We start from the raw sequence: 22,238 nt of genomic DNA, 5'->3' as shown, positions 1-22,238 counted from the left end.
CACTTCAGGGTAACCGGACCCCATGAGCCCAGACCTGGACCTGACCGACCTTGCCCTGACCGCGCGCTCGGCCGGCCGGAGCCCGCTGTGCCGGCTGCTGGATCTGGACGGCCGGCTGTTCGAGGCGGCCGCCACCTGGCACTGGCCCGGCGCCGAACGGGTGCTGCCCCGCCTCAGCCACAGCGCGAACCACGGGGTGCTGTGGTTCGCGACGGCCGCCGCGATGGCCGCGAGCCGCACCCCGAGGGCCCGCCGGGCGGCCGCCCGGGGCCTGGCCTCCCTGAGCCTGGCCTCCCTGACCATCAACACGATCGGCAAGCGCTCGGTCCGCCGGGCCCGGCCGGTGCTGGACCCGGTGCCACTGGTGCGCCAGCTCAAGCGGCAGCCGATCACCACGTCGTTCCCGTCCGGGCACTCCGCGTCGGCGGCGGCGTTCGCGACCGGGGTCGCGCTGGAGTCCCCGGCGTGGGGCGCGGCACTGGCGCCGGTGGCGTTCTCGGTGGCGGCCTCCCGGGTCTACACCGGCGTGCACTTCCCGAGCGACGTGCTGGCCGGGGCGGCGCTCGGCGCGGGCGCGGCCTTCCTGCTGCGCCGGCTGATGCCGACCCGCGCCCAGGTGCGGCGGCGGTCCCGGCCGCGCGCGGCGGCGCCGGCGCTGCCGGAGGGCGAGGGCCTGGTGGTGGTCACCAACCGGGCCTCGGGGACGGCCGACCGGATCCGTGCGCTGCAGGGCGCGCTGCCCCAGGCGGAGATCGTCGAGTGCGCGCCGGAGGAGATCGGCGACGAACTGGCGAAGGCGGCGACCCGCGCCCGGGCGCTCGGTGTGTGCGGTGGCGACGGCACGGTGAACGCGGCCGCGAGGGTCGCGCTCGGGCACGGTCTGCCGCTCGCGGTGCTGCCGGGCGGCACCCTCAACCACTTCGCCCTCGACCTGGGCGTGGAGGACGAGCGCGATCTGGCCCGTGCGGTCCGGCACGGCGAGGCGGTGCGGGTGGACGCGGTCCGCTATGTCACCGGCGAGAGCGAGGGCCTGTTCCTGAACACGCTGAGCCTGGGCGTCTACCCGGAGCTGGTGCGCGTGCGGGACCGCTGGTCGCACCGGATCGGCGGGTGGCCGGCCGGGCTGCTGGGCGCGCTGCGGGTGCTGCGCGCGGACCGGCATCCGCTGGAGGTGGAGCTGGGCGGCGAACGGCGGCCGCTGTGGCTGCTGTTCGTCGGCAACGGCGTCTACCACCGCATGGGGCTCGCGCCCGGCCGCCGTACCGATCTCGCGGACGGGCTGCTGGACGTGCGGGTGGTGCACGGCGGCCGGCGGCCCGCGCTGCGGCTGCTGGCCGCGGCCGCGGCGGGCCCGCTGACGCGGTCCCCCGCCCACTCGGCGGTGCAGGTGAACCGGCTCCGGCTGACCGGCGTCACGCCGGGCACCCCGATGGCGTACGACGGCGAGGTGACGGCCGTGTCCGGTGAGGTGACCCTGGAGAAACTGCCGGAGGCCCTGACGGTCTACCGGCCGTCGACCGCCGCTTCTTGACGTCCGGTCAGGACTCCCCGGCTGTCCAGATTATGAAACGGCAGTCTCATCATTCGGCATGCGCGCGTACCGTGATGCGCACCACCGGTGACGAAGGTGAAGGGGAACAGCCATGCCGAAAGCGCAGGAGACCGCCGTCTACACGCACGGGCACCACGAGTCGGTGCTGCGGTCGCACACCTGGCGGACCGCGGAGAACTCCGCGGCCTATCTGCTCGGTTCCCTGAAGCCCCACATGAAGATCCTGGACATCGGCTGCGGGCCGGGCACCATCACGGCCGACCTGGCGGAACGGGTGCCGGACGGCCACGTCACCGGCGTCGACCACGCGCCGGGCATCCTGGAGCAGGCCCGGGCCACCGCCGCCGGTCGCGGCCTGGCCAACGTGGACTTCGCGGTCGCCGACGTGCACGCCCTGGACTACCCGGACGACACCTTCTGCGTGGTCCACGCCCACCAGGTGCTGCAGCACGTCGGCGACCCGGTGCAGGCGCTGCGCGAGATGCGCCGGGTGACGAAGCCGGGCGGGTTCATCGCCGTACGCGACGCGGACTACGCGGCGATGACCTGGCACCCGCAGGTGCCGGGCCTGGAGGAGTGGCTGGACCTGTACGAGCGGGTGGCCCGGGCCAACGGCGGCGAGCCCGACGCAGGGCGCCGGCTGAAGGCGTGGGCGCTGGCCGCCGGGCTCACCGACATCACCGCCACCTCCGCCACCTGGACCTTCGCCGCGCCCGAGGAGCGGGCCTGGTGGAGCGGCCTGTGGGCGGACCGCACCCTGGCCTCCTCCTATGCGGAGCGGGCCACGCAGGGCGGGCACGCGACGGAGGAAGACCTGCGGGCCGTGTCCGCGGCGTGGCGGGAATGGGGCCGGCGGGAGGACGGCTGGTTCGCGGTTCTGCACGGGGAAATTCTGTGCCGTAAAGAAGCCTGATCCGCCGAATTCGGGAAACCCTGATTGCAGGAGGTTTACATTATGGTTCCCATCCTGCTGGTACTGCTTCTGGCCCTGCTCCTTTTCGGCGTCGGATTCGCGGTGAAGGTTCTCTGGTGGATCGCCCTGGTGGTTCTGGTCGTCTGGCTGCTGGGTTTCCTGGTCCGCGGCACGACTGCCGCCGGCGGCCGGGGGCGCTGGTACCGATGGTGAGCTAGTCGCGGGGAAGCAGCGGTCCGAGCGGCCCGAGGTCCAGATTGAGGTCCTCGGGCCGCAGCCCGTAGCGCTCGCGCAGTTCGGCCATGCGCTCCTCCAGGAGCATCAGGGTGAGCCCGATGCGCTCCTCCTGCTCCTCGGTCAGCTCGCCGGTGTCGAAGCGGCGCACGGCCTGCCGTTCCATCAGCTGCCGGAGCAGTTCCACCACCGTGAGCACCAGTTTCACCAGGTCGCGCTCGACCGTGTCGGGCTCCAGGTCCAGCCGGTTGCGCGGGGTCACAGGATCTCCTCGAAGGGCGAGGGAACCGACTCGTTCACGGAGCTGATCAGCGCGTTCAGATCGATGCGGACCAGGTCGACGTCCGCGATCCGCAGGGTGATGTCCCCCGTGACGACGACTCCGCCGGCCAGCAGCCGGTCGAGCAGATCGACGAGGGCGACCTCGCGCCGTTCGACGACGGTCACGGCGTCGCCTCCCCCGTGAACGAATAGGCGGCCCAGGGTCCGGTGAGTTCCACCCGGATTCCGGAAGTCTCGTCTTTCGTACGGTCCACCAGTTCCACGAATTCCTCGGAATGCGCACGGGGCACGAGATAAGCGGCGTTGAGAACATTCCGGCCGGGTTCGGCGGAAAGTGCGGAATTCTGCGGGGCGTGCAGCCGGGAATCCTCGGCGAGCCCGGAAAGACGCTCGTGCAGCGACCGGGCGAACGCCTCGGCCCGCTGCCACCGCTCCTCGGTCGCGTGGGTGCTCTCACGCCGCCGGCGCAGATAGTCCCGGCCGCTCGCGGGCTGCGCCGCGGGGACAGGCTCGGCGGGCTCGGCGGGCTCGGCCTCCAGGTACACCTTCACTCCCCATTCCACCCGGCCCTCCACCCGGTCCAGGATGCGCCGGAAGTCATCCTCACGGGCCTCGATCATCATCCGCACCCCGCAGTCGTCCCGGAAGACGGTCGCGAGCCTCAGCGGCAGCGGGGTGGTGACCGTGGTGAGCGCGTCGATCACGCCCTGATGGGCTCGGGCGGTGGCGGCCAGCCAGTCCAGGTCCTCCAGGTGCGCCTTCAGGGCCTCCTCACCGAAGTCCGCCGCCGGGACCTGGCTGACGACCGCGATCAGGCCGTGGTGGCGCAGCAGCGCCGGCGGGGCACCGCCGACGCCGGTGAGTTGCGATTGCAGGGGGGTCCCGAAGGGGCGGCAGACGGCGTAGACGTAGCGCAGTCCTGTCACGGTGCCTCCTTCGGCACGCGGCCCGGCTCCAGCTCCTCCAGCCGGGCCAGCCGCTCTCTCAGCTCGGCGTTCTCCCGGGTCAGCGCGTCTCGGCGGGCCCGGGAGGAGAGCGCCGGGTCGCTCTCCCACCAGTCGATGCCCATCTCCTTGGCCTTGTCGACCGAGGCGACGATGAGCCGCAGCTTGACGGTCAGCAGCTCGATGTCGAGCAGATTGATCCGGATGTCACCCGCGATCACCACACCCTTGTCGAGGACGCGCTCCAGGATGTCGGCGAGGTTGGCCCCACTGCCCGAACCGTAGGGCTCGGGGAACCGGCTGGGCGTCGTCATCGACGGCTCCCGCGCTCGGCGTAGTCGGGCTCCTCTTCCTCGTATTCCTCGTCACCCTCGGCTTCGTCCTCGTAAGACCCTTCCTCCTCGTCCTCGTCCTCCTCAGGCTCCTCCTCCTCGCCTTCTTCTTCCTCCTCCTCAGGCTCCTCCCCCTCGCCTTCTTCCTCCTCCTCGGCCTCGTACTCCTCCGGCTCCCCCTCGTCCTCGCCGGGCTTCTCGCCCTCGTCCTCGCCGCGGGGCTCTTCGGACTCCTCCTCCGCCACCGCGTCCTCGTGACTGCGGGCCACCTCGCCGTCGCGGATCTCGCCGCGCCAGCCGTCCTCGGCCTCTCCCTTCAGGGTGATGAACCGGACGTAGTTCTTCAGATCCAGCCTGACCCGCCTGCCCTGTGCGCGCCACAGATTGCCGGTCTTCTCGAACAGGCCGCTCGGGTAGTACTCGATGACCAGCAGGATCCGGGTGAGGTTCTCGCCCAGGGGGTGGAAGGTCACGACCCCCTTCGTGGTGCCCTTGGCGCCCTCCGAGGTCCACTGGATGCGCTGGTCGGGCAGCTGCTCGGTGGTGTGCGCCTTCCAGCTGCGGTTGGACCAGAAGATCTTCGCCTGCCAGTCGCTGTGGATGTCGTCGGCGCGGCTCGCGCTCTTGACGCCCTTGGCGAAGGTGGAGAAGTCCTGGTACTGCGTCCACTGGTCGTAGGCGGTGCGCAGCGGCACGCCGACATCGACCGACTCCATGATGACCGTCGGCTTGTTGCCGCCCCTGCTCTTCTTCCTGCCCTTGCCGCCCCCGAGGTTCTTGACCGCTTGCGTGACGTTGTCCTTGACCCGTGAGGCGCCCAGCTCCAGGGCGGAGCGCAGCGGCCCCTTGCCCTCGGCGAGCTTGCGGCCCGCGTCGAGCGCCAGCTTGGCGAAGCCGGGGCTGTTGCCCTCCGCTATGTCGTTGAGCTTGACGGTGGTCTCGCCGAGCTTGTGTCCGAGGCCGCTGAGCATCCGTTCGGCCTGGGCGGCCAGGTATTCCTGTGCCTCTGCCTTCAGCCGGTCGGCGGCCTCGCTGTGGACGAGGTCGGTGAGCGGGTTGTCCCGCGCGGCCTTCGTGGCCCGCCCGGCCGTGGACGCCGCGGATCCGAGTGTGTCGGTCATCGGTCATCGCCGCCCTTCGACGATCCGGCGCCAGGGGCTTCGGCCGCCTTCTTCCCGGCCGTGCCGGTCTTCCTGGCCACCGCCTTCTTCGCGGGTGCCGTCTTCTTCGCCATGGCTTTCCGCCCGGCGGAGGCCTTCGTCGAGGCCTTCCCAGCCGCCTTCTTGCCGGAGGACTGCCGTCGGCCGGCCTGGCGGTCGTCGTCCTCCCGCTCCTGGTCGCCGCCCCGCCGGGCCTCGCGGTCCCGGTCGTCGTCCTCAGGCTCCTCGTCCGAGCCCCCTGTGGGCAGCGCCCCGGACAGCTCGTCGCGGACATGGGCGGTACGGTCGTGCAGCCGGTCGGCGAGCGCGCCCATCTGCCGCTCGACCATGGCCCCGGAAGCGGCCTTGCCGACGCCCCGCAGGTCCTCGCGCAGCTGGTCGCCGATCTCCTTGAACTGCGGGTTGTCACGCAGCTGCTGCCGCGCCATGGTGGCGAGCGCGCCGGGGCCGAGGTTCAGCTTCTTTCCCGCGACCAGGGAGCCGACCGCGACCGCCATCTTCAGCTTCTTCGTGCGCCCCAAGAGGTATCCGGCCCCTATAGCGAGGCCCAGTGCCGTTCGGTTCATCATCCCGTCCCCTCGCCTGTGGTACGGCCGGACCGCATTCCTGTCTCCAGCCGGTCGAGCAGCTCGTCCTCACACCGGTCGAACTCCTCCTCGGTGATCTCGCCCGCCTCCAGCCGCTCTTCCAGTCGCGCCAGTTCGGCCCGTACGGTGGCGGGGTCGTAGTAGATCCGTTCCGCCTCGCGGAGCACGTGGCCGATCGCCCACCCGGCACCACGCACCGGTGCGAACGGCAGCAGCAGCACCTCGCCGATCAGTCCCATGGCCTCCTCCTTCCGTCCGGGCCGCCCGGTCAGCGCGCCTCGCTGTCCGTGCCGGCCGGCTCGGCCGCCGGCTGGGCGGGACCGGGCTCGACGAAGCTGTACGGGGGCAGCGGGCCGTTGACGCGCAGTTCGAGGTGGGGGTGGTCCGCGCGGACCCGGTCGGCGGCCGCCAGGAAGTCGGTGGCAGCGTCCCGGGCGACCAGGAACGACACGTTGAGCAGCCAGCCCGTGGACTGCGGGCCGGCGCTGACCGCGGCGGCGACCGGCTCCAGCACGGCCTGCACCGAGGCGGCGTCCTCGGCCTCCTTGGCCTTGACGGCGCTGGCGACCAGCTCGCCGAGGCGCAGTTTGTCGTCGTAGCTGCCGCCGCCCGCGCGCCGGTTCGCCTCGGCGAGGCTGCGCAGATCCGGGTTCTCGGCCATGACGAGATGCAGCACGGCCTCTTCGACATGGTTGGCCTTGACGTTGTACTCGACCTTGCCGTCGAGGGCCTGGAGCCGCTCCAGGTAGTGATCGGCGCGCTCGTCGAGCACATGGGCGACGGCATCGTCGTCGGAGGCCACGTTTCCGAACCGCATGGGCAGCACACAGCCGGCCGCGCCGACCTCGGCGAGGACGTTCTGGTGTGCGAGCAGGTCCCGGCGCTTGGCCCGCAGACCCTCGGGGGCGTCGCTGACCACGGCGGCCAGCTCGCCGGCCGTGAGGACCCGCACCGGGCGGGGTGGCTCCCCCACACCGGTCATGCCCTCGGGCAGGGCCGGGTGCGTCCGGGCGGTGATCCCGTAGACGTAGGTGCTCACTCCTGCTCCTCCCTCCGGCGGGTCGTGGCCTTACGGGGACGGGTCCGCTCCTCGCCCTCCTCACGGGCCTGCTTGAAGGCTTCGGAGATGGTCTCCGCGGCGCCGGACAGGGCGCCCTTGGACTTGCCGCGCGCGCCGGACTCGGTGATCTCGCCGACGAGGTCGGGCAGCCCCGGGGTCTTGTGGGGTCCTGCTTCCAGGTCGAGACGGTTGCACGCCTCGGCGAAGCGCAGGTATGTGTCGACGCTGGCCACGACGACCCGCACGTCGATCTTCAGAATCTCGATGCCGACCAGGGAGACCCGCACGAACGCGTCGATCACGAGCCCCCTGTCCAGGACGAGTTCTAGTACGTCGTAGAGGCCGCTGGTGCCGCCTCCGCCTCCGGTCTGCTGTGCCGGGACAACGGTCATACCGGCCGTTCCTCCTCGTGATTGGTCGGTGTCACGGTGGCGCTCCGCGGGCGCGGCGGGTGAGGCGACCTAGCGGCCGCCGGGCCGGCGCGCGTCGGACCGCCCGCGTTCGTACCGGTGAACGCGCCGGTAGCCGGTGAGCCGGCCCTCCTGGTCGAGATCGACCTGGTAGCTCGCCATCAGGCTCATGGTGTCCGGGACCCGAGCGAGTTCGAGGACCTCCATCTCGAGCACCCATCCGTCCTCGGTCTGCTCGAAGGAGGTCACCGATTCGGGAGCGAGCCCGGTCAGCTCGGCGAGCTGGGCACGCGCCTGGCGCAGCACCTCCATGGGTGCCGGCCGCCGCTCCTCCGCGTTGCTCCGCTTGTCTTGGTTGTGTGACTCCTGTGAGTCATGAGGTTTCTGCGAACTCTGTGAATGGGATGTGTTGTTTGTGTTCGACATGGTCACCTCTTCCTGCGGGTGGCCGCTCATCCCACGGCCAAACCTTCAGGAGCGAATCTCCGCGAGGCGCCGCCGGGCCGGGCCCAGGGCACGGCCCCGGCCCGGCAGCTCCGACCAGGGGTCGGTGCCGGCCTGGTCGACGGCGTCGGCGATGGTCCAGCGGCGGGCGTCGAGCCCGGGGTCGTCCAGCTGCTCCCAGGCGAGGGGTACGGCGACAGGGGCGCCGGGGCGGGCGCGGACGGTGTAGGGGGCGACGGCGGTCTGCGCGTAGGCGTTGCGCTGCACATCGAGGTAGAGACGGTCGCCGCGGTCCTCCTTGCGGGCGGCGGTGGTGAGCCGGTCCGGATGCCGGCCGGCCAGCAACTCGGCCACGTCACGGGCGAATTCGCGGACCTCGTCGAAGTCCCGGCGGCCGTCGAGACGGACGACGAGATGCAGCCCGCGCGAGCCGGTGGTCATGGGGGCGGCGGGCAGCTGAAGTTCGTCCAGCAGCTCCCGCAGCAGGCCGGCCGACTCCCGCACGGGGGCGAAGTCGTCGCCGGGAGGATCGAGGTCGAAGACGAGCTGGTCGGGGTGGTCCGGGCCGCCGGCCCGGTCGGTGCGGGAGAGCCAGCGGTGCAGGGTGAGGCAGGCCTGGTCGGCGAGGTAGAGGAGGGTGGCGGTGTCGTCGCAGACGGCATGCGTGACCGTGCCGCCCTCCTTGGGGACCTCGGCGCGGGTGATCCAGTCCGGATAGTGCTTCGGGATGTTCTTCTGCATGAAGCGCTGCCCGTCGACGCCGTCCGGATACCGCTCCAGCATCAGCGGACGGCCCCGCAGGTGCGGCAGCATGTACGGCGCGACCGACCGGTAGTAGTCGGCGAGATCGCCCTTGGTGTACTCCTCGGCGCCGGCGCCGCCCGGGAAGAGCACCTTCCCGGGCCGCTGGATCTCCACCGTACGGCGGCCCGCCCGTATGGTCCGGGCGTCCGCGTCCTTCATCGCACGACCGCCTCCTCCACCAGCAGCTTGGCCGCCGCCGCGATGCCCACGGCGTCGATGCCGGCCGCGTTCAGCTGCTCGTCAGGGGCGGCCGAGCCCGGCATGGTGCGCACCGCGAGCCGGACCAGCCGGGGCACGGGCCGGCCGTCGCCGAAGGCCTCCGCGACGGCGTCGCCGAGGCCGCCCTCGGCGTGGTGGTCCTCCACGGTGAGCAGACAGCCGGTCTCCTCGGCGGCCCGGTGCAGGGTCGCCGTGTCGACGGGCTTGACGGAGTACAGGTCGATCACCCGCACCCGGATGCCGTCCGCGGCGAGCCGGTCGGCCGCGGCCAGCGCCTCGGGCACGGTGACCCCGGCCGCGACGATCGTCAGCCGGTCCTCCTCGCCGGCGACGAGCGTCTTGCTGCCGCCCACCGGGAACTCCTCGTCGGGGCCGTAGATCACCGGCGTCTTGCCGCGCGAGGTGCGCAGATAGCGGATCCCGTCGAGGCCGGCCATGGTCGCGACCAGCCGGGCGGTCTGGTTGGCGTCGCACGGATACAGCACCGTCGAGCCGTACACGGCGCGGAACATCGCCAGGTCCTCCAGGCCCATCTGCGAGGGCCCATCCTGGCCGATCGCGACACCGGCGTGCGAGCCGACCAGGTTGATGCCGGAGCCGCTGATGGACGCCATCCGCACGAAGTCGTAGGCGCGGCTGAAGAACGCGGCGAACGTCGAGGCGTACGGCAGCCAGCCCCGCGCGGCCATGCCGACGGCCGCGGCGACCAGCTGCTGCTCGGCGATGTAGCACTCGAAGAACCGGTCGGGATGGGCCTTGGCGAACTCCTCGGTGCGGGTGGAGTCGCCGACCTCGCCGTCCAGGGCGACGACATCGCCCCGCGCGCTGCCGAGCGCGGCGAGGGCGGCCCCGAAGGCGTCCCGGGTCGCGACCTCGTCGCCCTCGTCGTAACGCGGCAGCTGCAGCACCTCGGTCGTCAGGTCGCGCAGCGCGGCGGCGGCCGGCGGTTCGTGGACCCGCACGTGCAGCCGGCGCGGCCCGCCGAGCTCGGCGACGGCCTCCTCGGCGTCCGGCACCGGCTTGCCGTGGTGGCCCTCCAGGTCCTCCACGGAGGCGACGCCCTTGCCCTTGAGGGTGCGGGCGAGGATCACCACGGGCTGCCCGGTCGTGGACAGCGCCTCGCCGTAGGCCCGGTCGATCTTGTCGACGTCGTGGCCGTCGATCTCGACGGTGTGCCAGTCGAAGGCCTGGAAGCGGCGGGCGTAGGCGTCCAGGTCGTGGCCGTGCCGGGTCGGGCCGCGCTGGCCGAGCCGGTTGACGTCCACGATCACGATCAGGTTGTCCAGATGCTCGTGCCCGGCGTGTTCAGCGGCCTCCCACACCGAGCCCTCCGCCAGTTCGCTGTCGCCGCACAGCACCCACACCCGGTAACCGGTGCGCTCCAGCCGCTTGCCGGCCAGGGCGATGCCGACCCCGACCGGCAGGCCCTGCCCGAGGGATCCGGTGGCCGTCTCCACCCAGGGCAGCCGCCGGGGCGTGGGATGACCTTCGAGCCGGCTGCCGAGCTTGCGGAAGGTGAGCAGCTCGCCGTCCTCGATGGCGCCGGCCGCCTTGTACGCGGCGTACAGCAGGGGCGAGGCGTGTCCCTTGGACAGCACGAAGCGGTCGTTGGCGGGGTGTTCGGGGCGTTCGAAGTCGTAGCGCAGATGGTTGGCGAGCAGCACGGCCATCAGATCGGCGGCGGACATCGAGGACGTGGGGTGCCCGGATCCCGCCGCGGCGGACGCCCGCACGCTGTCCACGCGCAACTGCTGTCCCAGTTCGGCGAGTTCGTCGGTGTTCATGGGTCTCCTTGCGGTGAGTCGAGGGGTACGGCCCGCGGGGTCACTCGGCGGCGGGGTCCGGGGGGTCGGTGCGCTTGACGGGGCCGGGAGCGGGGTGATCCGGGGCGTCGGTGCGCTTGACGGGGCCGGGAGCGGGGTGATCCGGGGCGTCGGTGCGCTTGACGGGGCCGGGGGCCGGGTGATCCGGGGCGTCGGTCCGTTTGACCGGGCCCGGGGCGGGGTGCTCCCCGCGCCCGGCGGCCTGCTCCGCCGCTTCGGCCCGCTCGCGTGCATCCGGCCGCTCCGGTCCGTCCGCCCGTATCGGCTCACCCGCGCGCTCGTGCCCGCCCGGTACGCGGGCCAGCTCCGGAGAGGCCGTGTCCAGGGGCACCGACCAGGACCGTACGAGGCCCAACTGGACGCCCTGACGCGGCAGTACGGCGTCCAGCAGCCAGTCGGCCGCCACCCGGACGCGGTTGCCGGGCAGCGCCGCCAGGTGGTAGCCGCGGGTGACCGCACCGGCCGCCGGGCCGGACAGGGGGATGCCGAACGGATTGGCGGCGGCCTGGATCCCGCCGAGGTCGACGGCGAAACCCAGATCGCGGTGGCGGTAGGGCCGCCGGCGCCGGCCGAGGCCGAGCGAGGCGGCCACGTTCTCCCCGGCCACCCGGCCCTGCCGCCACGCGTGCTGGGCCGTCATCGGCGTGAAGGACCCCGGCTTCTCCAGGTCCGGTACGGCGGCCGCGTCCCCGCAGCTGAACACCTCCGGCCGGCCCGGCACCTGCAGATACGGGTCGACGATCAGCCGGCCCCGCTCCAGCGGCTGCCCGACCGCCTCCACCAGCGGATCGGGCCGTACCCCGACGCACCACACCAGCGTCCGGGTCGCGACGAACTCGCCGTCGGTGAGCAGCACCCCGTCATGGGTGGCCTCCTTCACCGACGTCCCCATCCGCACGTCGACACCCCGCGCCCGCAGCACCCGGTCGGCCGTGCGGGACAGCCGCTCGTCCATCTCCGGCAGCACGCGCGGTGCCACGTCCAGCAGGATCCAGCGCGGCCGGAGCCCGGCGCACAGCGGATGCCGGCGGGCCAGCCGGTCGGTGAGCATCTGCATCTGCGCGGCCACCTCGGTGCCGGTGTAGCCGGCGCCCACCACGACGAAGGTGCAGCGGGCCGCGCAGGCCTTCGGATCGTCCTCGCCGGCGGCGAGCTCCACCTGCCGGGTCACGTGGTCGCGCAGGTACAGCGCCTCGGGCAGCCCGCGGAAGCCGTGCGCGTGCTCGGCGACCCCAGGAACGGGCAGCAGCTTGTTGACGCTGCCGACACACAGCACCAGCCGGTCGTAGGCGAGGGTGCCGATGCCGCCCTCGGGGTCGGAGTAGTGGACCGTACGACCGTCGAGGTCGACGTGGTCCGCCTCGCCGAGCACCATCCGCACCCCGTGCAGGGTGCCCGGCAGCGACACCGTGACCCTGCGGGCCTCCAGGATGCCGGCGGCGACCTGGGGCAGCAGCGGCAGATACAGGAAGTAGTCGGTCGGGGTCAGCAAGGTGACGTCGGCCCGGTCCCGGGTCAGCCGGGCCAGTGTGCGGGCAGCCCGGTACCCCGCGAACCCGGCGCCGACGATCACGACATGGGGTCGGCTCACGGTGCGCCTCCGGCGGTGTGGCTCGTCCGAGGTCTTCCGCGTAACCGGGGCCGGGGCACCCAAACGCCGGGCGGGTCACCCGTACGCCGGTCGGAGCACCCGAACGCCGCGCCGCGCCCCCGGCGTTTCGCCCGCCCCGCCCCGGTTACCCGGCCCGGGCCCGACCGCACCCCACCAGCGTCGCCCGCGCGGAGGTTCCCCATGCCCGAGTACGGCTATTTCCTGGCGAGCGAGGAGGACAGCCCCGCCGGCCTCGTCGAGCAGGCCCGGATGGCCGAGCAGGCCGGCTTCCGCGCGCTGTGGATCTCCGACCACTTCCACCCGTGGAACGACGCGCAGGGACAGAGCCCGTTCGTGTGGTCGGTGATCGGCGCCCTGTCGGAGGCGGTGTCGCTGCCGATCGAGACGGCGGTGACCTGTCCGACCATGCGGATGCATCCGGCGGTGACGGCGCAGGCCGCGGCGACCAGCGCGGTGCTGACCGAGGGCCGTTTCCGGCTGGGCCTCGGCACCGGTGAGGCGCTCAACGAGCACATCCTCGGCGACCGCTGGCCGCCCGTGCATGTGCGCCTGGAGATGCTGGAGGAGGCCGTCCAGGTGATGCGCCGGCTGTTCACCGGCGAGGAGGTCAACCACCAGGGCACGCACTACACCGTGGAGAACGCCCGCCTCTACACCGTCCCCGACGAGCCCGTCCCGATCGACATCTCCGGCTTCGGGCCGAAGGCGACGTCGCTGGCCGCCCGGGTGGGCGACGGGTACATCACGATGATGCCCGAGGAGGAGATGGTCACGCAGTTCCGCAAGGGCGGCGGCGGGACGAAGCCGGTGAGCGGCGGCACGAAGGTCTGTTACGGCACCGACCGCGAGGAGTGCGTCCGTACGGTGCGCCGGCTCTGGTACAACGAGCTGCTGCCCGGCGAGATGGGGCAGGTGCTGCCCTCGCCGCGGCGCTTCGAGCAGCTGCGGGAGCTGGTCACCGAGGACATGATGCGGGAGAAGGTCGTGTGCGGGGACGATGCCGACCAGCACGTGGCCACACTGACCGCGTTCGCCGGTTCGATCGGGTGTACTTGAAGGCTCCCCTCCCTGAAGGGAGGGGATGCGTCGCCCTTCAGGGCTGTGCGGGGATTTACGGCTCAGGCCGCCGCCGGAGCCGGCGGCTCGGGTGGTCTTACGCCCTCGGCACCGTCCGGGTTCCAACCTGCCCGGACCAGCATCACGCGGGCGGAGTTCTTGTCCCTGGGGGACACCGCTCCGCACACGGTGCAGGCATACGTTCTCATCGACAGAGGCAGTGCGTGCTTGGTTCTCGCTCCGCACGTGGCACAGTCCATCGTGGTGTGCGCCGGGTGCACGAGACGGACGTCCCGCCCGTGCTTGCGGCCCGTCTCGACCAGGGCACGCTTCGTCGCGGCGATGGCGGCATCGGCCGCCTTGCGGGCCATGGTCGTCTTCGCCAGGAACCTCGGCCGAAAGTCCTCCACCGCAACCCCGTCGTGGCCGCGCACCACGGACTTGGCCCACTTGCGGGCGGTGCCCTCACGCTGCCTCGCCACCTTCTTGTGCAGCTTCGCCGCCTGTGCCTGCGCCTGCCGGTAGCCCGCGGATGCGGGCTGTCCCTTCGGAGGCCGCCGCCGGGCCATCATCCGCTGATACCTCGCCAGCCGCTGCGCGGCCCGCCTGCCGTGCTCGGCATGCGGCAGATCGTAGGCGTCGTCGGTGGTGGTGGCGGTCTCCGTCACACCCCAGTCCACGCCCAGGACGCGGCCGCTCTCAGAGAGCGGCTGAACCTGAGCCGGGACGACGAAGGACGCATACCAATGGCCGAGGCTGTCCTGGTACACCCGCACACTCGACGGGTCGGCGGGCAGCTCCCGCGACCACACCACCCTCAGCACGAGCCCGCCTGCCAGGTGCAGGCGGCCGTCCCTGAGGCGGAAACCGCGCCGGGTGTAGTTCAGGCTGCACCGCGCCTCCCGCTTCTTCTTCCACCTGGGCATCCCGGCCCGGCGGTGCGCCGGAAGCCGGTTCTCGATGTCCTTCAAGGTCTTCGCACGGGACGTGGCGAAGTCGCGTATCACCTGCTGCTGAGGCACGCTCGCGCCCTCGGCCAGCCACGGCGTCATCCCGCGTGCCTCGGTCAGCATCTTGTCGAGCTGAGCCGGACCACACGTCAGCTTCTCGCCACCCGCTTTGCCCTGGACGTGGACCTGCTGGGACTTCGCGACGCACTCATTCCAGAGCCACCGGCAGCGCGCCCACTCCGCTTCCAGTGCGCGCCGCGCGGTAGCCGACAGGCGCACACGGAAGGTGTACCGGGCATGCCCGGTGTCCTTCGTGGTCGCCTCTGTCGTCATGCATCCGAACCTACTCGAGAGGACCGACAGTTGAGAGCTCTCGATCATCGTGGGCGACATCACCGCCGTGCGGGATGGACGCCGGATCGCCCTGACGGCGATCCGGCCATCCCTGCCCTGCTCCGCAGGAGTCCGATTCCTCCCCGGCCCGAAGGCCGGGGCATCCTCGGAGGAACCCGGTGAACCAGATCGGGCCCGATCAGAAGGGGTTCTTCGACTTCTACCGCACGAAGGTGCTGCCGCGGCTCGGGTGACTGAGCGCCTTCGGGCCCCGGGCATCATGCCCTGTGGTCCGGGGTGTCCGGAGGCTCCGTCGGCATCGGCGGGTAGGGCATCCCGAGGCCGCTCGGCGGGCCGGCCGGTGCGCTGCCGCCGATGACGTGAGCTGGCGGCGAGGGGTGGCCGTGCCTGGGGCGGGCGGCGCCGCGCAGGGCGTAGGCCACCACGCCCATGATCGCCGCCGTGATCAGGGCGGCGCCCCAGCCGGGCAGGCCGGTGGCCAGCGCCAGGCCCACCGCGAGGGCCAGCGCGGCGCCCGCGTACAGGGCGGCGGCACCGGATGCGGCGTAGAGCATGGCGGTGCGGCGCTGCTTGCGGGTCTGCTCGCGCAGCTCGTCGCGCACCGTCTCGCGTGCCACCTGTGCCAGCTCTTCGACCAGCTGCTTGTCCAGATGTTCCAGGTGATCCAAACGGTCCATACCCTCCGGGTACCCGGCGGCCACGGCGGGTAACGCGGGCGCCCTGCACGCCCCGGACCACCCCAACTAGGCTCGGCGGCATGGAGATTCTGGGCGCCTCGCTGCGCATCTGCGTCGACGACCTCGAGACCGCGGTCCCCTTCTACGAGCGGCTGGCCGGCGGCAGAGCCCTGCGCTTCGAGCGCGGCGGGGTCCAAGTCGCCGCGGTCGGCTCCTTCCTGCTGATGAGCGGCCCGGAGGCGGAGCTGGAAATCCTGCGCAAAGTGGCCGCGACCATCGCCGTAGAGGACGTGGACGAGGCGCACCGGCTGCTGACCGACCTCGGCGCCCGGATCATCGCGGGGCCGGTGCCGACCCCGGTGGGCCGGAACCTGCTCGCGATGCATCCGGACGGATCGGTGTTCGAGTACGTCGACCAGCGGGGCTGAGCCGGTCAGAGGGCGTCGGGCCGCATCCGGAAGTCGTACCGGTCGGGCAGCGGCTCCTCGGTGAGCCGGGCCCACAGGCGGCCCAGCACCTCTTCGCCCTCCCGCAGGTCGGCGACCTCGAACCCGGCGTCGAAGACGGCCCGCGCCTCGGTGGGCCGTCCCTCGGCGAGCAGCAGTTCGGCCTCCAGCAGCCGGAACCGGCCGCGCTCGCGGACGGCGGGCAGCAGCCGGTCCCAGACCGCGCGGGCGTCCGCCGTACGCCGCACCTGGAGCAGTGCCTGCAGGGTTTCCCGGCCGAGCGCGGCCACCGCGGCCGTCCACGCCGCACCCTCGTCACGCCGCTCCCGGCACAGGTCGTCGAAGGCGTCCGCGTACCGTTCGGCGGCCCGTTCGTGGTGGCCGGACTCCTGGTCGGCGACGGCGAGGCAGCGCAGCAACGGCCACAGCGACGGAGCGAGTTCGAGGGCGCGTTCCCAGCTGCGGACGGCCTGGGCCCGGTCTCCGGCGTGCCACTGGGCGACACCGAGGTGGTACTCGGTGTGCGGGCCGGCGGGCGCGGTCTCCAGCATGTCCCGCCAGTGCGGGGCTACGAGGGTCTCGCCGGGCGGGCGTACCCGGCGCGGCTCCGGCAGGGAGCCGGTGCGCAGCAGTTCCCGCCAGGGCGCCTGTGCCTCGCCGAGGGTGGACTCGGGGAACGGGGTGCCGGGCAGTTTCCAGTCGGCGCGCAGCACTTCGAGCGCGCCCCAGCCGGATCCTGCGGCCAGGATCTTGCCGGGCTCGGTGTCGGCGCACGGCTGCCATGCCGCGTACGCCTCCTCCACCCGGGCCCGCGGCAGGACCGACTCCAGGCGTTCCTCGGCGCCCCGGACCACCTGGGTCCACTCCCCCTCGGGCGGTGCGTCGAGCGGGCCGTACGCCTCCAGCCAGGACACCTCGCTCTCGGCCTCCAGCCGGACGTGTTCGAGCTGGGTGCGGGCGAGTCCGGCCTGGATCTCGCAGTAGCCGCCGGTGCCGGGTTCGGTCAGCCACTCCTGCCAGCGCCTGCCGCCGGGCAGGTGGCCCCACACGAAGAGCTTGCGGCCGCGCAGGTCGTCGGTGGAGGTCTGCACCAGACCGTGGCCCTCGGCGTCCAGCGCGGCGATCCAGCGGCGGCGGCCGTCCGGCACCTCGTAGAAGTAGTCGGCGGCATAGGGGCTGTTGAGGGGGTGGGTGCGGTCGATGCCGTCGTACGCCGGGACGGGCACCCGGCGCAGCCGGCGCTCGTAGCCGAAGTGCCAGGCCTCCTCGGCGGGGGCGAGGACGCGGACCTCCTCCGGCACGGCGATGTTGGACCACCAGTAGGTCGGCACCGGGCGCTCGTGCGGGTTGCGGACGCGGACGCCGACGTAGAGGAAGTCTGAGCCGTCGGGCAGCCACAGGTCGACCTGGAAGGGCAGGTCGCGCAGCCGCTCCCATTCCCACAGGCGCAGCATCTCGCCGCCGTCGGGGGCGGGGACGCGGGCGGCGTGCAGGGGTGCGCAGGAGAGGGTGGTGTGTCCGGTGGCGCCGATGTTCCACTCCACGCCGCCGGAGTACCAGGCGCCGTTGAGGGCGAAGTTGGCCGGCTGGAACACCGGGTTGGGGTAGAGGAGTTCGCGTCCGGTGGGCAGGTGGAGCAGGGAGGCGATGCGGCCGCCGAGGCCGGGCAGGACGGTGGCGCGCAGCCGGTCGTTCTCGATCACCAGGGCGTCGAGGTCGCGGGGCTCGCGGTTTCTGTCGTAGCCGTCGCGGATGCGGACCGGGAGCAGGCTGCGCAGCGGCTCGTACCCGAGCTGGCGGGCCATGTCCCTGGGCATGCCGTCCCGGTCCCGGTCGTCGATGCGGTGGACCTCGTCGAGCGGGCGCAGTGGGGGCAGGGGGTTGTCCGGGCCCAACCGCCCGGCGGGCAGCGTCAGTACCTCACGTCGGATCCTCGTCACGATCACCATGGAACCCGGCGAGGGCCCGGTCGGCCAGGGGATGTGCCGGTCAGGATTGCGCAAAGGGTGTGTTCAGGCGGTGGGGTCGCGCATCTCGGCGGTGAGCGCCCAGCGTTCGTGGTCGCGCCAGGCGCCGTCGATGTGGAGCATGGCCGGGGAGAACCCCTCCAGCCGGAAGCCGGCGCCGCGGGCCAGCGCGATGGAGGCGGTGTTCTCGGGCTGCACGTTGATCTCCAGCCGGTGCAGCCCGAGCGGGCCGAAGGCGTACCCGATGACCAGGTCGAGGCCCTCGCGCATCAGGCCGCGCCCGGCGGCGTGCGCGAAGGCCCCGTAGCCGAGGGCACCGCACTGGAAGCCGCCGCGCACGATGTTGTTGATGTTGATGAACCCGGCGATGTCCCCGCTGTCCTTCTCGCACACCAGGAAGCCGGCCTTGGTCGGGTCCTCGATCAGCGGGCGCGCGTAGGCGGCGTAGGCCTTGTCGTTGTCCGGCGGGAACAGCCAGGGCCGATGCAGGTCCTTGCTCTCCCGGGCCCGCGCGGTGAACTCGGGTCCGTCGTCGAGGCGGAAGTGCCGGATGGCCACGCGGGGGCCCTCGGCGAGGTAGTGGGGTGCGGTGTGCGGCATCGGCCCAGCGTACGGCGTCCCCGCGCACGCCGCCTGCGGAAATCGGCCCGGGCGGTGTCCGGGAATCCGCCTGGACCGGCACCTCGAACCCGCCCGCGCCGTGTCCAGGAATTCACCGACGCCGGCTCCGAGAACCCGCCCGGGCGGTGTCCAGGAATTCACCGACGCCGACTCCGGCAACCCACCCGGGCCGACACCTCGAACCCGCCCAGGCCGTGACCAGGAATCCGCCGATGCCGACTCCGACAACCCGCCTGGGCCGGCACCTCGAACCCGCCCGACCGTCCCTGGCATCCACCCAGCCTGGCCCCAGCAGATCCGCCCGGCCCGGCCCCTGGAATCCCGCCCAGCCCGGCTCCTGACACCCCACCCAGCTGGCTGCACGGCGCGAGCGGCACCCATGTCATGAACGGCGACCCCTCGCCGCTGCCCTGGCCGGCATCCGCGCCTTCGGCGGCACCGGCTTCGACCTGCGCGGCGCGCTGGACTCGCTGGCCCGGGCGGCCACCGTCCCGACCGCGCAGGACCTGTCCGCGGCGGGCAAACCGGTGCTGTCCGTCGGCCAGCGCCCCTCGCTCGACAGGTACCACGACCTGCACTACATGCCGCTGGCTCCAGCCGATCCCCCCAGCCCAGGCCCCACAGACCCACCCAGCCCGACTCCTGACACCCCACCCAGCCCGGCTCCAGCCGATCCGCCCCAGCCCGGCTCCTGACATCCCGGCCAGCCCGGCCCCTGACATCCCACGCAGCCCAGCTCCAGCAGATCCGCCCAGCCTGGCCCCAGCAGATCCGCCCAGCCCAGCTCCTGACACCCCACCCAGCCCAGCCCAGCCCAGCTCGGGGAATCCGTCCGGCACTGGCCGGTGAACACGCTGCCGGTCAGCCCGTGCGCGCGGGTTTCTCGACGGGGATTCGGTGCCTGCCCTCAGCGCAGCGCGGGCTCCTCCAGGGTCAAGGTGCCCGTGTCCGCGTCGAGTTCCGCCGGGACGCCGAAGGGGATCGTCAGCGCACCCGCGCAGTGCCCGAAGCCGAACTCCTCCACCACCGGTACGCCTAGCGCGCCGAGCCGGTCGGCCAGCAGCGGCCGCACCTCGGCGTAGTCCGGGCAGCCTTCCCAGGAGCCGAGCAGCACCCCGTGCACCCCCTCCAGCCAGTCCGCGCGCAGGAGTTGGGTGAGGTAGCGGTCCAGCCGGTAGGTCTCCTCGCCCACGTCCTCCAGGCACAGCAGCCCGCCGGCCGCCGAGGCACGCGCGTGCGGGGTGCCGAGCTCCGCGGCGAGCAGGCTCAGACAGCCGCCGAGAGTGACCCCGCGGGCCCGGCCGGGCACCAGGGCGCGGCCGCCGGAGGCGATGGTGCGGACCGTCTCCGGAGCGAACAACGTGTCCCGCAGATGCTCCTGTGCCCGGGCGTTCTTGATGAAGTCGACGCCGGCCGCCATCGGCCCGTGCAGCGTGGCGAGCCCCAGGCGGGTGGCGAAGGCCTCGTGCAGCACGGTGATGTCGCTGAAGCCGACGAAAATCTTCGGCCCGGCCGCCCGCATGGCGTCCCAGTCCAGCAGGTCGATCACGCGCTGCGCCCCGTACCCGCCGCGGGCGCACAGCACCGCGGCGACGGACGGGTCGCACCAGGCGTTCTGCAGGTCGGCCGCGCGGTCGGCGTCCCGGCCGGCCAGATAGCCGAACTCCCCGTGTCGGTCGAGCACATGGGGTGCCACGACCGGATCGAGGTCCCAGCCGCGCAGCACGTCGAGCCCCGCCTGGAGCCGCTCCTCGGGCACCGGCCCGCTGGGGGCGACGACGGCCACCCGGTCGCCCGGGGCCAGCCGCTCCGGGCGCGTCAGTTCCTTCACGTGTGCAGCTCCAGTCTCGGCACATCGGGCACGTCCAGCTTGAACACCTGGGCGTACAGGGAGAGTTCCGCCTCCAGGGCGCGGACCATGGTCTCCGCCCGCCGGAACCCGTGCCCCTCCCCCTCGAAGGTGAGGTAGGCGTGCGGCACGTCCCGGCCGGCGATCCGGGCGAGGAAGCGTTCGCACTGGGCGGGCGGGCAGATCACGTCGTCCAGGCCCTGGAGGAGCAGGAACGGCGCGGTGAGCCGGTCGGCGTGGGTGGTCGGCGAGCGCTCGGCGTACCGGGCGGGCACCTCGGCGAGCGGGCCGATCAGCGACTCCAGGTAGCGGGACTCGAAGTCGTGGGTCTCCCCCGGGCCCCAGGTGGCCAGGTCCAGGACGGGATAGATGATCGTGCCGCAGGCGTAGACGTCGGTCGTGGTCAGGGACGCGGCGGTGGTCCAGCCTCCCGCGCTGCCGCCCCGGATCGCGAGCCGGGCCGGATCGGCGGTGCCCTCGTCGGCGAGGGCGCGGGCGACGGCCGCGCAGTCCTCGACGTCGACCACGCCCCACTGCTCGCGCAGCCGCTCGCGGTAGGCCCGGCCGTATCCGGTGGAGCCGCCGTAGTTCACCTCGGCGACGCCGATGCCCCGCGAGGTGAAGTAGGCGATCTCCAGGTCCAGCACGAGCGGCACCCGGCTGGTGGGGCCGCCGTGCGCCCAGATGACGTAGGGCGGCGACTCGCCGTCGGGTGCGGCGTGGCGGGGGTGGTGCGGCGGGTAGACGTGGGCGTGCACCTCGCGGCCGTCGGGGCCTGTGAAGACGCGGATCTGCGGCTCCGGGTAGTACGCGGGGTCGACGGCGTCCCGGTGCCGGGCGCCGATCGCGCGGGCCCGGCCGGTGACGGTGTCCAGCTCGACCACCTCGAAGGCGGTGCGCGGGCTGGCCCCGACCCCGACCACCCGGGCGCCGTGGGCCGCGAGATGGGCCGGGAACTCGGTCCACGGGCCGGCGGCGTCGACGATCTCACCGGATTCCGGGTCCAGGACGCCGAGTACGGCCGCCCCCTTGCCGTGGACGACCGCGATCAGCCCGTTGTCGAGCGGCGCGAACCAGCGCAGGCCGAGCTGCCACAGGGGCCCGCCGAACTCCTCGTCGCGCGGGCACAGCGGGGTGCCGTCGCGGTAGAGGTTCCACCAGCCGCTGCGGTCGCTGCTGTAGAGCAGCCTGCCGTCCGCGGTCCACTCCACCTGGGCGACGGCCTCGTCCGGTCCGCCGGCGACGGTACGCGCGTCCCGCAGCGTGCCGTCGTCGCCGACGTCGGCCACGAGCAGCTCCGTGCCGTCCCACGGCATGCGCGGATGGTCCCAGGCGAGCCAGGCGGCGCGCCGGCCGTCGGGGGCGAGGCGGGCCCCGGTGACGAAGCGGTACCGGCCGTCGGTGAGTTCCCGGACGGCGCCGCGGTCCTCGGCGGCCGAGCCGTCCAGCGGTACGGCGGCGATGACGCGCCGCACGTCACCGGGGCCGTCCCCGGTGAACTCCTCCAGCACGCACCACACCTCACCGCGCTCCACGTCCACGCGCGGTTCGGCCCACCGCAGCCCGCCGCCCACGGGCGACACCGGGGTCAGCGGGCGCGGCTCGCCGCCGGGTTCGTACCGGTAGAGCCGCTGGTCGGCGAAGTGCACGAAGACGACGAGGGGTTGCCCGTCGCGTTCCACCCCGGCCCAGGGCCGGCCGCCGTACTCGATGACCCGGCTGCGCACGTTCCAGGGCGCGGGCAGCACCGACTCCTCGGTTCCGTCGGTGCGGCGGCGCACCAGGGCGCGGCGGCCGCCCTCGGCCGGCCGGGGTTCGGTCCACCAGGTCTCGTCCCCGACGAAGCCTGGCCACTCCGGCCGGCCGTCGTGTGCGGCGGCCAAGGCCGCGTCGACGGGCGACGGCCAGGATCCGTACGGTGTCTTGAGCATCTCGTCCCCCA

23 protein-coding genes and 2 pseudogenes are annotated in these 22,238 nt (G+C 72.9%); 6 read left to right on the top strand and 19 right to left on the bottom strand.

The window, feature by feature from the left end; all coding sequences use genetic code 11:
• The first annotated feature begins 22 nt into the window (after positions 1–22).
• The 3 genes from ACIBJF_RS17535 (at position 23) to ACIBJF_RS17525 (ending at position 2,678) form a co-directional block, all read left to right on the top strand.
• Positions 23–1,531, top strand: coding sequence for a bifunctional phosphatase PAP2/diacylglycerol kinase family protein (locus ACIBJF_RS17535; RefSeq protein WP_399174577.1), 1,509 nt, complete (start codon positions 23–25; stop codon positions 1,529–1,531).
• A 112-nt stretch (positions 1,532–1,643) separates the two neighbouring features.
• Positions 1,644–2,465 carry a class I SAM-dependent methyltransferase gene (locus ACIBJF_RS17530; RefSeq protein ID WP_399174576.1) on the top strand — a complete coding sequence of 274 codons (822 nt, stop codon included), beginning with the start codon at positions 1,644–1,646 and terminating at the stop codon, positions 2,463–2,465.
• 42 nt (positions 2,466–2,507) lie between these two features.
• Positions 2,508–2,678: a hydrophobic protein gene (locus ACIBJF_RS17525; RefSeq protein WP_351803637.1), complete on the top strand. Its 171-nt coding sequence runs from the start codon at positions 2,508–2,510 to the stop codon at positions 2,676–2,678.
• 1 nt (position 2,679) lies between these two features.
• Here the strand turns inward: ACIBJF_RS17525 and ACIBJF_RS17520 are convergent, their stop codons facing one another.
• The 13 genes from ACIBJF_RS17520 to ACIBJF_RS17460 all read right to left on the bottom strand — a co-directional run bounded on the left by ACIBJF_RS17520 (position 2,680) and on the right by ACIBJF_RS17460 (position 12,355).
• The gene (locus ACIBJF_RS17520; RefSeq protein WP_069777790.1) at positions 2,680–2,961 is read right to left on the bottom strand and encodes a gas vesicle protein K; all 282 of its coding nucleotides are present in this window, start codon (positions 2,959–2,961) and stop codon (positions 2,680–2,682) included.
• Entirely contained in the window at positions 2,958–3,146 is a 189-nt protein-coding gene (locus ACIBJF_RS17515) for a gas vesicle protein (protein ID WP_356311891.1), read from the bottom strand. The genes ACIBJF_RS17520 and ACIBJF_RS17515 overlap by 4 nt, the downstream gene beginning before the upstream one ends.
• Positions 3,143–3,907: a GvpL/GvpF family gas vesicle protein gene (locus ACIBJF_RS17510; protein ID WP_399174575.1), complete on the bottom strand. Its 765-nt coding sequence runs from the start codon at positions 3,905–3,907 to the stop codon at positions 3,143–3,145. Before ACIBJF_RS17510 ends, ACIBJF_RS17515 begins: the two co-directional genes overlap by 4 nt.
• On the bottom strand, positions 3,904–4,239 hold the full coding sequence (locus ACIBJF_RS17505; RefSeq protein WP_351803643.1) for a gas vesicle protein: 336 nt from the start codon (positions 4,237–4,239) through the stop codon (positions 3,904–3,906). Before ACIBJF_RS17505 ends, ACIBJF_RS17510 begins: the two co-directional genes overlap by 4 nt.
• Positions 4,236–5,378, bottom strand: a complete 1,143-nt coding sequence (locus tag ACIBJF_RS17500; RefSeq protein WP_399174574.1) for an SRPBCC family protein — start codon at positions 5,376–5,378, stop codon at positions 4,236–4,238. The genes ACIBJF_RS17505 and ACIBJF_RS17500 overlap by 4 nt, the downstream gene beginning before the upstream one ends.
• Complete coding sequence (locus tag ACIBJF_RS17495; RefSeq protein ID WP_399174649.1) at positions 5,375–5,983, bottom strand: DNA primase; 609 nt, start codon at positions 5,981–5,983, stop codon at positions 5,375–5,377. The genes ACIBJF_RS17500 and ACIBJF_RS17495 overlap by 4 nt, the downstream gene beginning before the upstream one ends.
• Complete coding sequence (locus ACIBJF_RS17490) at positions 5,983–6,243, bottom strand: gas vesicle protein GvpG (protein ID WP_399174573.1); 261 nt, start codon at positions 6,241–6,243, stop codon at positions 5,983–5,985. The genes ACIBJF_RS17495 and ACIBJF_RS17490 overlap by 1 nt, the downstream gene beginning before the upstream one ends.
• Before the next feature lie 29 nt (positions 6,244–6,272).
• Positions 6,273–7,043, bottom strand: a complete 771-nt coding sequence (locus tag ACIBJF_RS17485; protein ID WP_399174572.1) for a GvpL/GvpF family gas vesicle protein — start codon at positions 7,041–7,043, stop codon at positions 6,273–6,275.
• Positions 7,040–7,456, bottom strand: a complete 417-nt coding sequence (locus ACIBJF_RS17480; protein WP_399174571.1) for a gas vesicle structural protein GvpA — start codon at positions 7,454–7,456, stop codon at positions 7,040–7,042. Before ACIBJF_RS17480 ends, ACIBJF_RS17485 begins: the two co-directional genes overlap by 4 nt.
• Before the next feature lie 69 nt (positions 7,457–7,525).
• A complete protein-coding gene (locus tag ACIBJF_RS17475; protein ID WP_356311884.1) occupies positions 7,526–7,900 on the bottom strand; it encodes a gas vesicle protein in 375 nt (124 codons plus the stop codon).
• Between the two features lie 45 nt (positions 7,901–7,945).
• Positions 7,946–8,881: a non-homologous end-joining DNA ligase gene (gene ligD, locus ACIBJF_RS17470; RefSeq protein ID WP_399174570.1), complete on the bottom strand. Its 936-nt coding sequence runs from the start codon at positions 8,879–8,881 to the stop codon at positions 7,946–7,948.
• Positions 8,878–10,725 (bottom strand): transketolase, encoded by a 1,848-nt coding sequence (locus ACIBJF_RS17465; protein WP_399174569.1) that lies wholly within the window; start codon positions 10,723–10,725, stop codon positions 8,878–8,880. The genes ligD and ACIBJF_RS17465 overlap by 4 nt, the downstream gene beginning before the upstream one ends.
• Before the next feature lie 40 nt (positions 10,726–10,765).
• Positions 10,766–12,355, bottom strand: a complete 1,590-nt coding sequence (locus tag ACIBJF_RS17460; protein ID WP_399174568.1) for an FAD-dependent oxidoreductase — start codon at positions 12,353–12,355, stop codon at positions 10,766–10,768.
• Positions 12,356–12,556: 201 nt separating this feature from the next.
• Here ACIBJF_RS17460 and ACIBJF_RS17455 point away from each other — a divergent pair.
• A pseudogene (locus tag ACIBJF_RS17455) lies at positions 12,557–13,458 on the top strand (TIGR03557 family F420-dependent LLM class oxidoreductase); the annotation flags it as partial.
• 36 nt (positions 13,459–13,494) lie between these two features.
• Here ACIBJF_RS17455 and ACIBJF_RS17450 read toward each other — a convergent pair.
• Together ACIBJF_RS17450 and ACIBJF_RS17445 are read right to left on the bottom strand one after the other, a co-directional pair.
• A complete protein-coding gene (locus tag ACIBJF_RS17450) occupies positions 13,495–14,715 on the bottom strand; it encodes an RNA-guided endonuclease InsQ/TnpB family protein (RefSeq protein ID WP_399174567.1) in 1,221 nt (406 codons plus the stop codon).
• 278 nt (positions 14,716–14,993) lie between these two features.
• Positions 14,994–15,413: a phage holin family protein gene (locus ACIBJF_RS17445; protein ID WP_399174566.1), complete on the bottom strand. Its 420-nt coding sequence runs from the start codon at positions 15,411–15,413 to the stop codon at positions 14,994–14,996.
• Positions 15,414–15,493: 80 nt separating this feature from the next.
• On the opposite strand from ACIBJF_RS17445, the gene ACIBJF_RS17440 reads away from it, so the two are divergent.
• Positions 15,494–15,841 carry a VOC family protein gene (locus tag ACIBJF_RS17440; protein ID WP_351803665.1) on the top strand — a complete coding sequence of 116 codons (348 nt, stop codon included), beginning with the start codon at positions 15,494–15,496 and terminating at the stop codon, positions 15,839–15,841.
• Between the two features lie 5 nt (positions 15,842–15,846).
• Here ACIBJF_RS17440 and ACIBJF_RS17435 read toward each other — a convergent pair whose 3' ends face one another.
• Positions 15,847–17,808, bottom strand: coding sequence for a DUF5107 domain-containing protein (locus ACIBJF_RS17435; RefSeq protein ID WP_399174565.1), 1,962 nt, complete (start codon positions 17,806–17,808; stop codon positions 15,847–15,849).
• 63 nt (positions 17,809–17,871) lie between these two features.
• Positions 17,872–18,426: a GNAT family N-acetyltransferase gene (locus tag ACIBJF_RS17430; RefSeq protein ID WP_399174564.1), complete on the bottom strand. Its 555-nt coding sequence runs from the start codon at positions 18,424–18,426 to the stop codon at positions 17,872–17,874.
• Positions 18,427–18,801: 375 nt separating this feature from the next.
• On the opposite strand from ACIBJF_RS17430, the pseudogene ACIBJF_RS17425 reads away from it, so the two are divergent.
• Positions 18,802–19,034 (top strand): annotated as a pseudogene (locus tag ACIBJF_RS17425) (hypothetical protein); the annotation flags it as partial.
• A gap of 320 nt (positions 19,035–19,354) precedes the next feature.
• Here ACIBJF_RS17425 and ACIBJF_RS17420 read toward each other — a convergent pair.
• Positions 19,355–20,278 (bottom strand): LD-carboxypeptidase, encoded by a 924-nt coding sequence (locus tag ACIBJF_RS17420; protein WP_399174563.1) that lies wholly within the window; start codon positions 20,276–20,278, stop codon positions 19,355–19,357.
• Entirely contained in the window at positions 20,275–22,227 is a 1,953-nt protein-coding gene (locus ACIBJF_RS17415; RefSeq protein WP_399174562.1) for a prolyl oligopeptidase family serine peptidase, read from the bottom strand. Before ACIBJF_RS17415 ends, ACIBJF_RS17420 begins: the two co-directional genes overlap by 4 nt.
• Positions 22,228–22,238: the final 11 nt, after the last annotated feature.

Origin of the sequence: Streptomyces sp. NPDC050743 (genome assembly GCF_044456925.1) — a bacterium.
Taxonomy (GTDB): domain Bacteria; phylum Actinomycetota; class Actinomycetes; order Streptomycetales; family Streptomycetaceae; genus Streptomyces.
The sequence above is the reverse complement of the archived record's forward strand: the minus strand, read 5'-3'. Positions and strand labels throughout refer to the sequence as shown.

Excerpts from the sequence above, each read along its gene's own strand:
- ACIBJF_RS17535 (WP_399174577.1), top strand. The coding sequence starts at position 23 with ATGAGCCCAGACCTGGACCTGACCGACCTTGCCCTGACCGCGCGCTCG.
- ACIBJF_RS17530 (WP_399174576.1), top strand. The coding sequence starts at position 1,644 with ATGCCGAAAGCGCAGGAGACCGCCGTCTACACGCACGGGCACCACGAG.
- ACIBJF_RS17525 (WP_351803637.1), top strand. The coding sequence starts at position 2,508 with ATGGTTCCCATCCTGCTGGTACTGCTTCTGGCCCTGCTCCTTTTCGGC.
- ACIBJF_RS17505 (WP_351803643.1), bottom strand. The coding sequence starts at position 4,239 with ATGACGACGCCCAGCCGGTTCCCCGAGCCCTACGGTTCGGGCAGTGGG.
- ACIBJF_RS17500 (WP_399174574.1), bottom strand. The coding sequence starts at position 5,378 with ATGACCGACACACTCGGATCCGCGGCGTCCACGGCCGGGCGGGCCACG.
- ACIBJF_RS17495 (WP_399174649.1), bottom strand. The coding sequence starts at position 5,983 with ATGAACCGAACGGCACTGGGCCTCGCTATAGGGGCCGGATACCTCTTG.
- ACIBJF_RS17490 (WP_399174573.1), bottom strand. The coding sequence starts at position 6,243 with ATGGGACTGATCGGCGAGGTGCTGCTGCTGCCGTTCGCACCGGTGCGT.
- ACIBJF_RS17480 (WP_399174571.1), bottom strand. The coding sequence starts at position 7,456 with ATGACCGTTGTCCCGGCACAGCAGACCGGAGGCGGAGGCGGCACCAGC.
- ACIBJF_RS17475 (WP_356311884.1), bottom strand. The coding sequence starts at position 7,900 with ATGTCGAACACAAACAACACATCCCATTCACAGAGTTCGCAGAAACCT.
- ligD (WP_399174570.1), bottom strand. The coding sequence starts at position 8,881 with ATGAAGGACGCGGACGCCCGGACCATACGGGCGGGCCGCCGTACGGTG.
- ACIBJF_RS17465 (WP_399174569.1), bottom strand. The coding sequence starts at position 10,725 with ATGAACACCGACGAACTCGCCGAACTGGGACAGCAGTTGCGCGTGGAC.
- ACIBJF_RS17450 (WP_399174567.1), bottom strand. The coding sequence starts at position 14,715 with ATGACGACAGAGGCGACCACGAAGGACACCGGGCATGCCCGGTACACC.
- ACIBJF_RS17445 (WP_399174566.1), bottom strand. The coding sequence starts at position 15,413 with ATGGACCGTTTGGATCACCTGGAACATCTGGACAAGCAGCTGGTCGAA.
- ACIBJF_RS17440 (WP_351803665.1), top strand. The coding sequence starts at position 15,494 with ATGGAGATTCTGGGCGCCTCGCTGCGCATCTGCGTCGACGACCTCGAG.
- ACIBJF_RS17435 (WP_399174565.1), bottom strand. The coding sequence starts at position 17,808 with ATGGTGATCGTGACGAGGATCCGACGTGAGGTACTGACGCTGCCCGCC.
- ACIBJF_RS17430 (WP_399174564.1), bottom strand. The coding sequence starts at position 18,426 with ATGCCGCACACCGCACCCCACTACCTCGCCGAGGGCCCCCGCGTGGCC.
- ACIBJF_RS17415 (WP_399174562.1), bottom strand. The coding sequence starts at position 22,227 with ATGCTCAAGACACCGTACGGATCCTGGCCGTCGCCCGTCGACGCGGCC.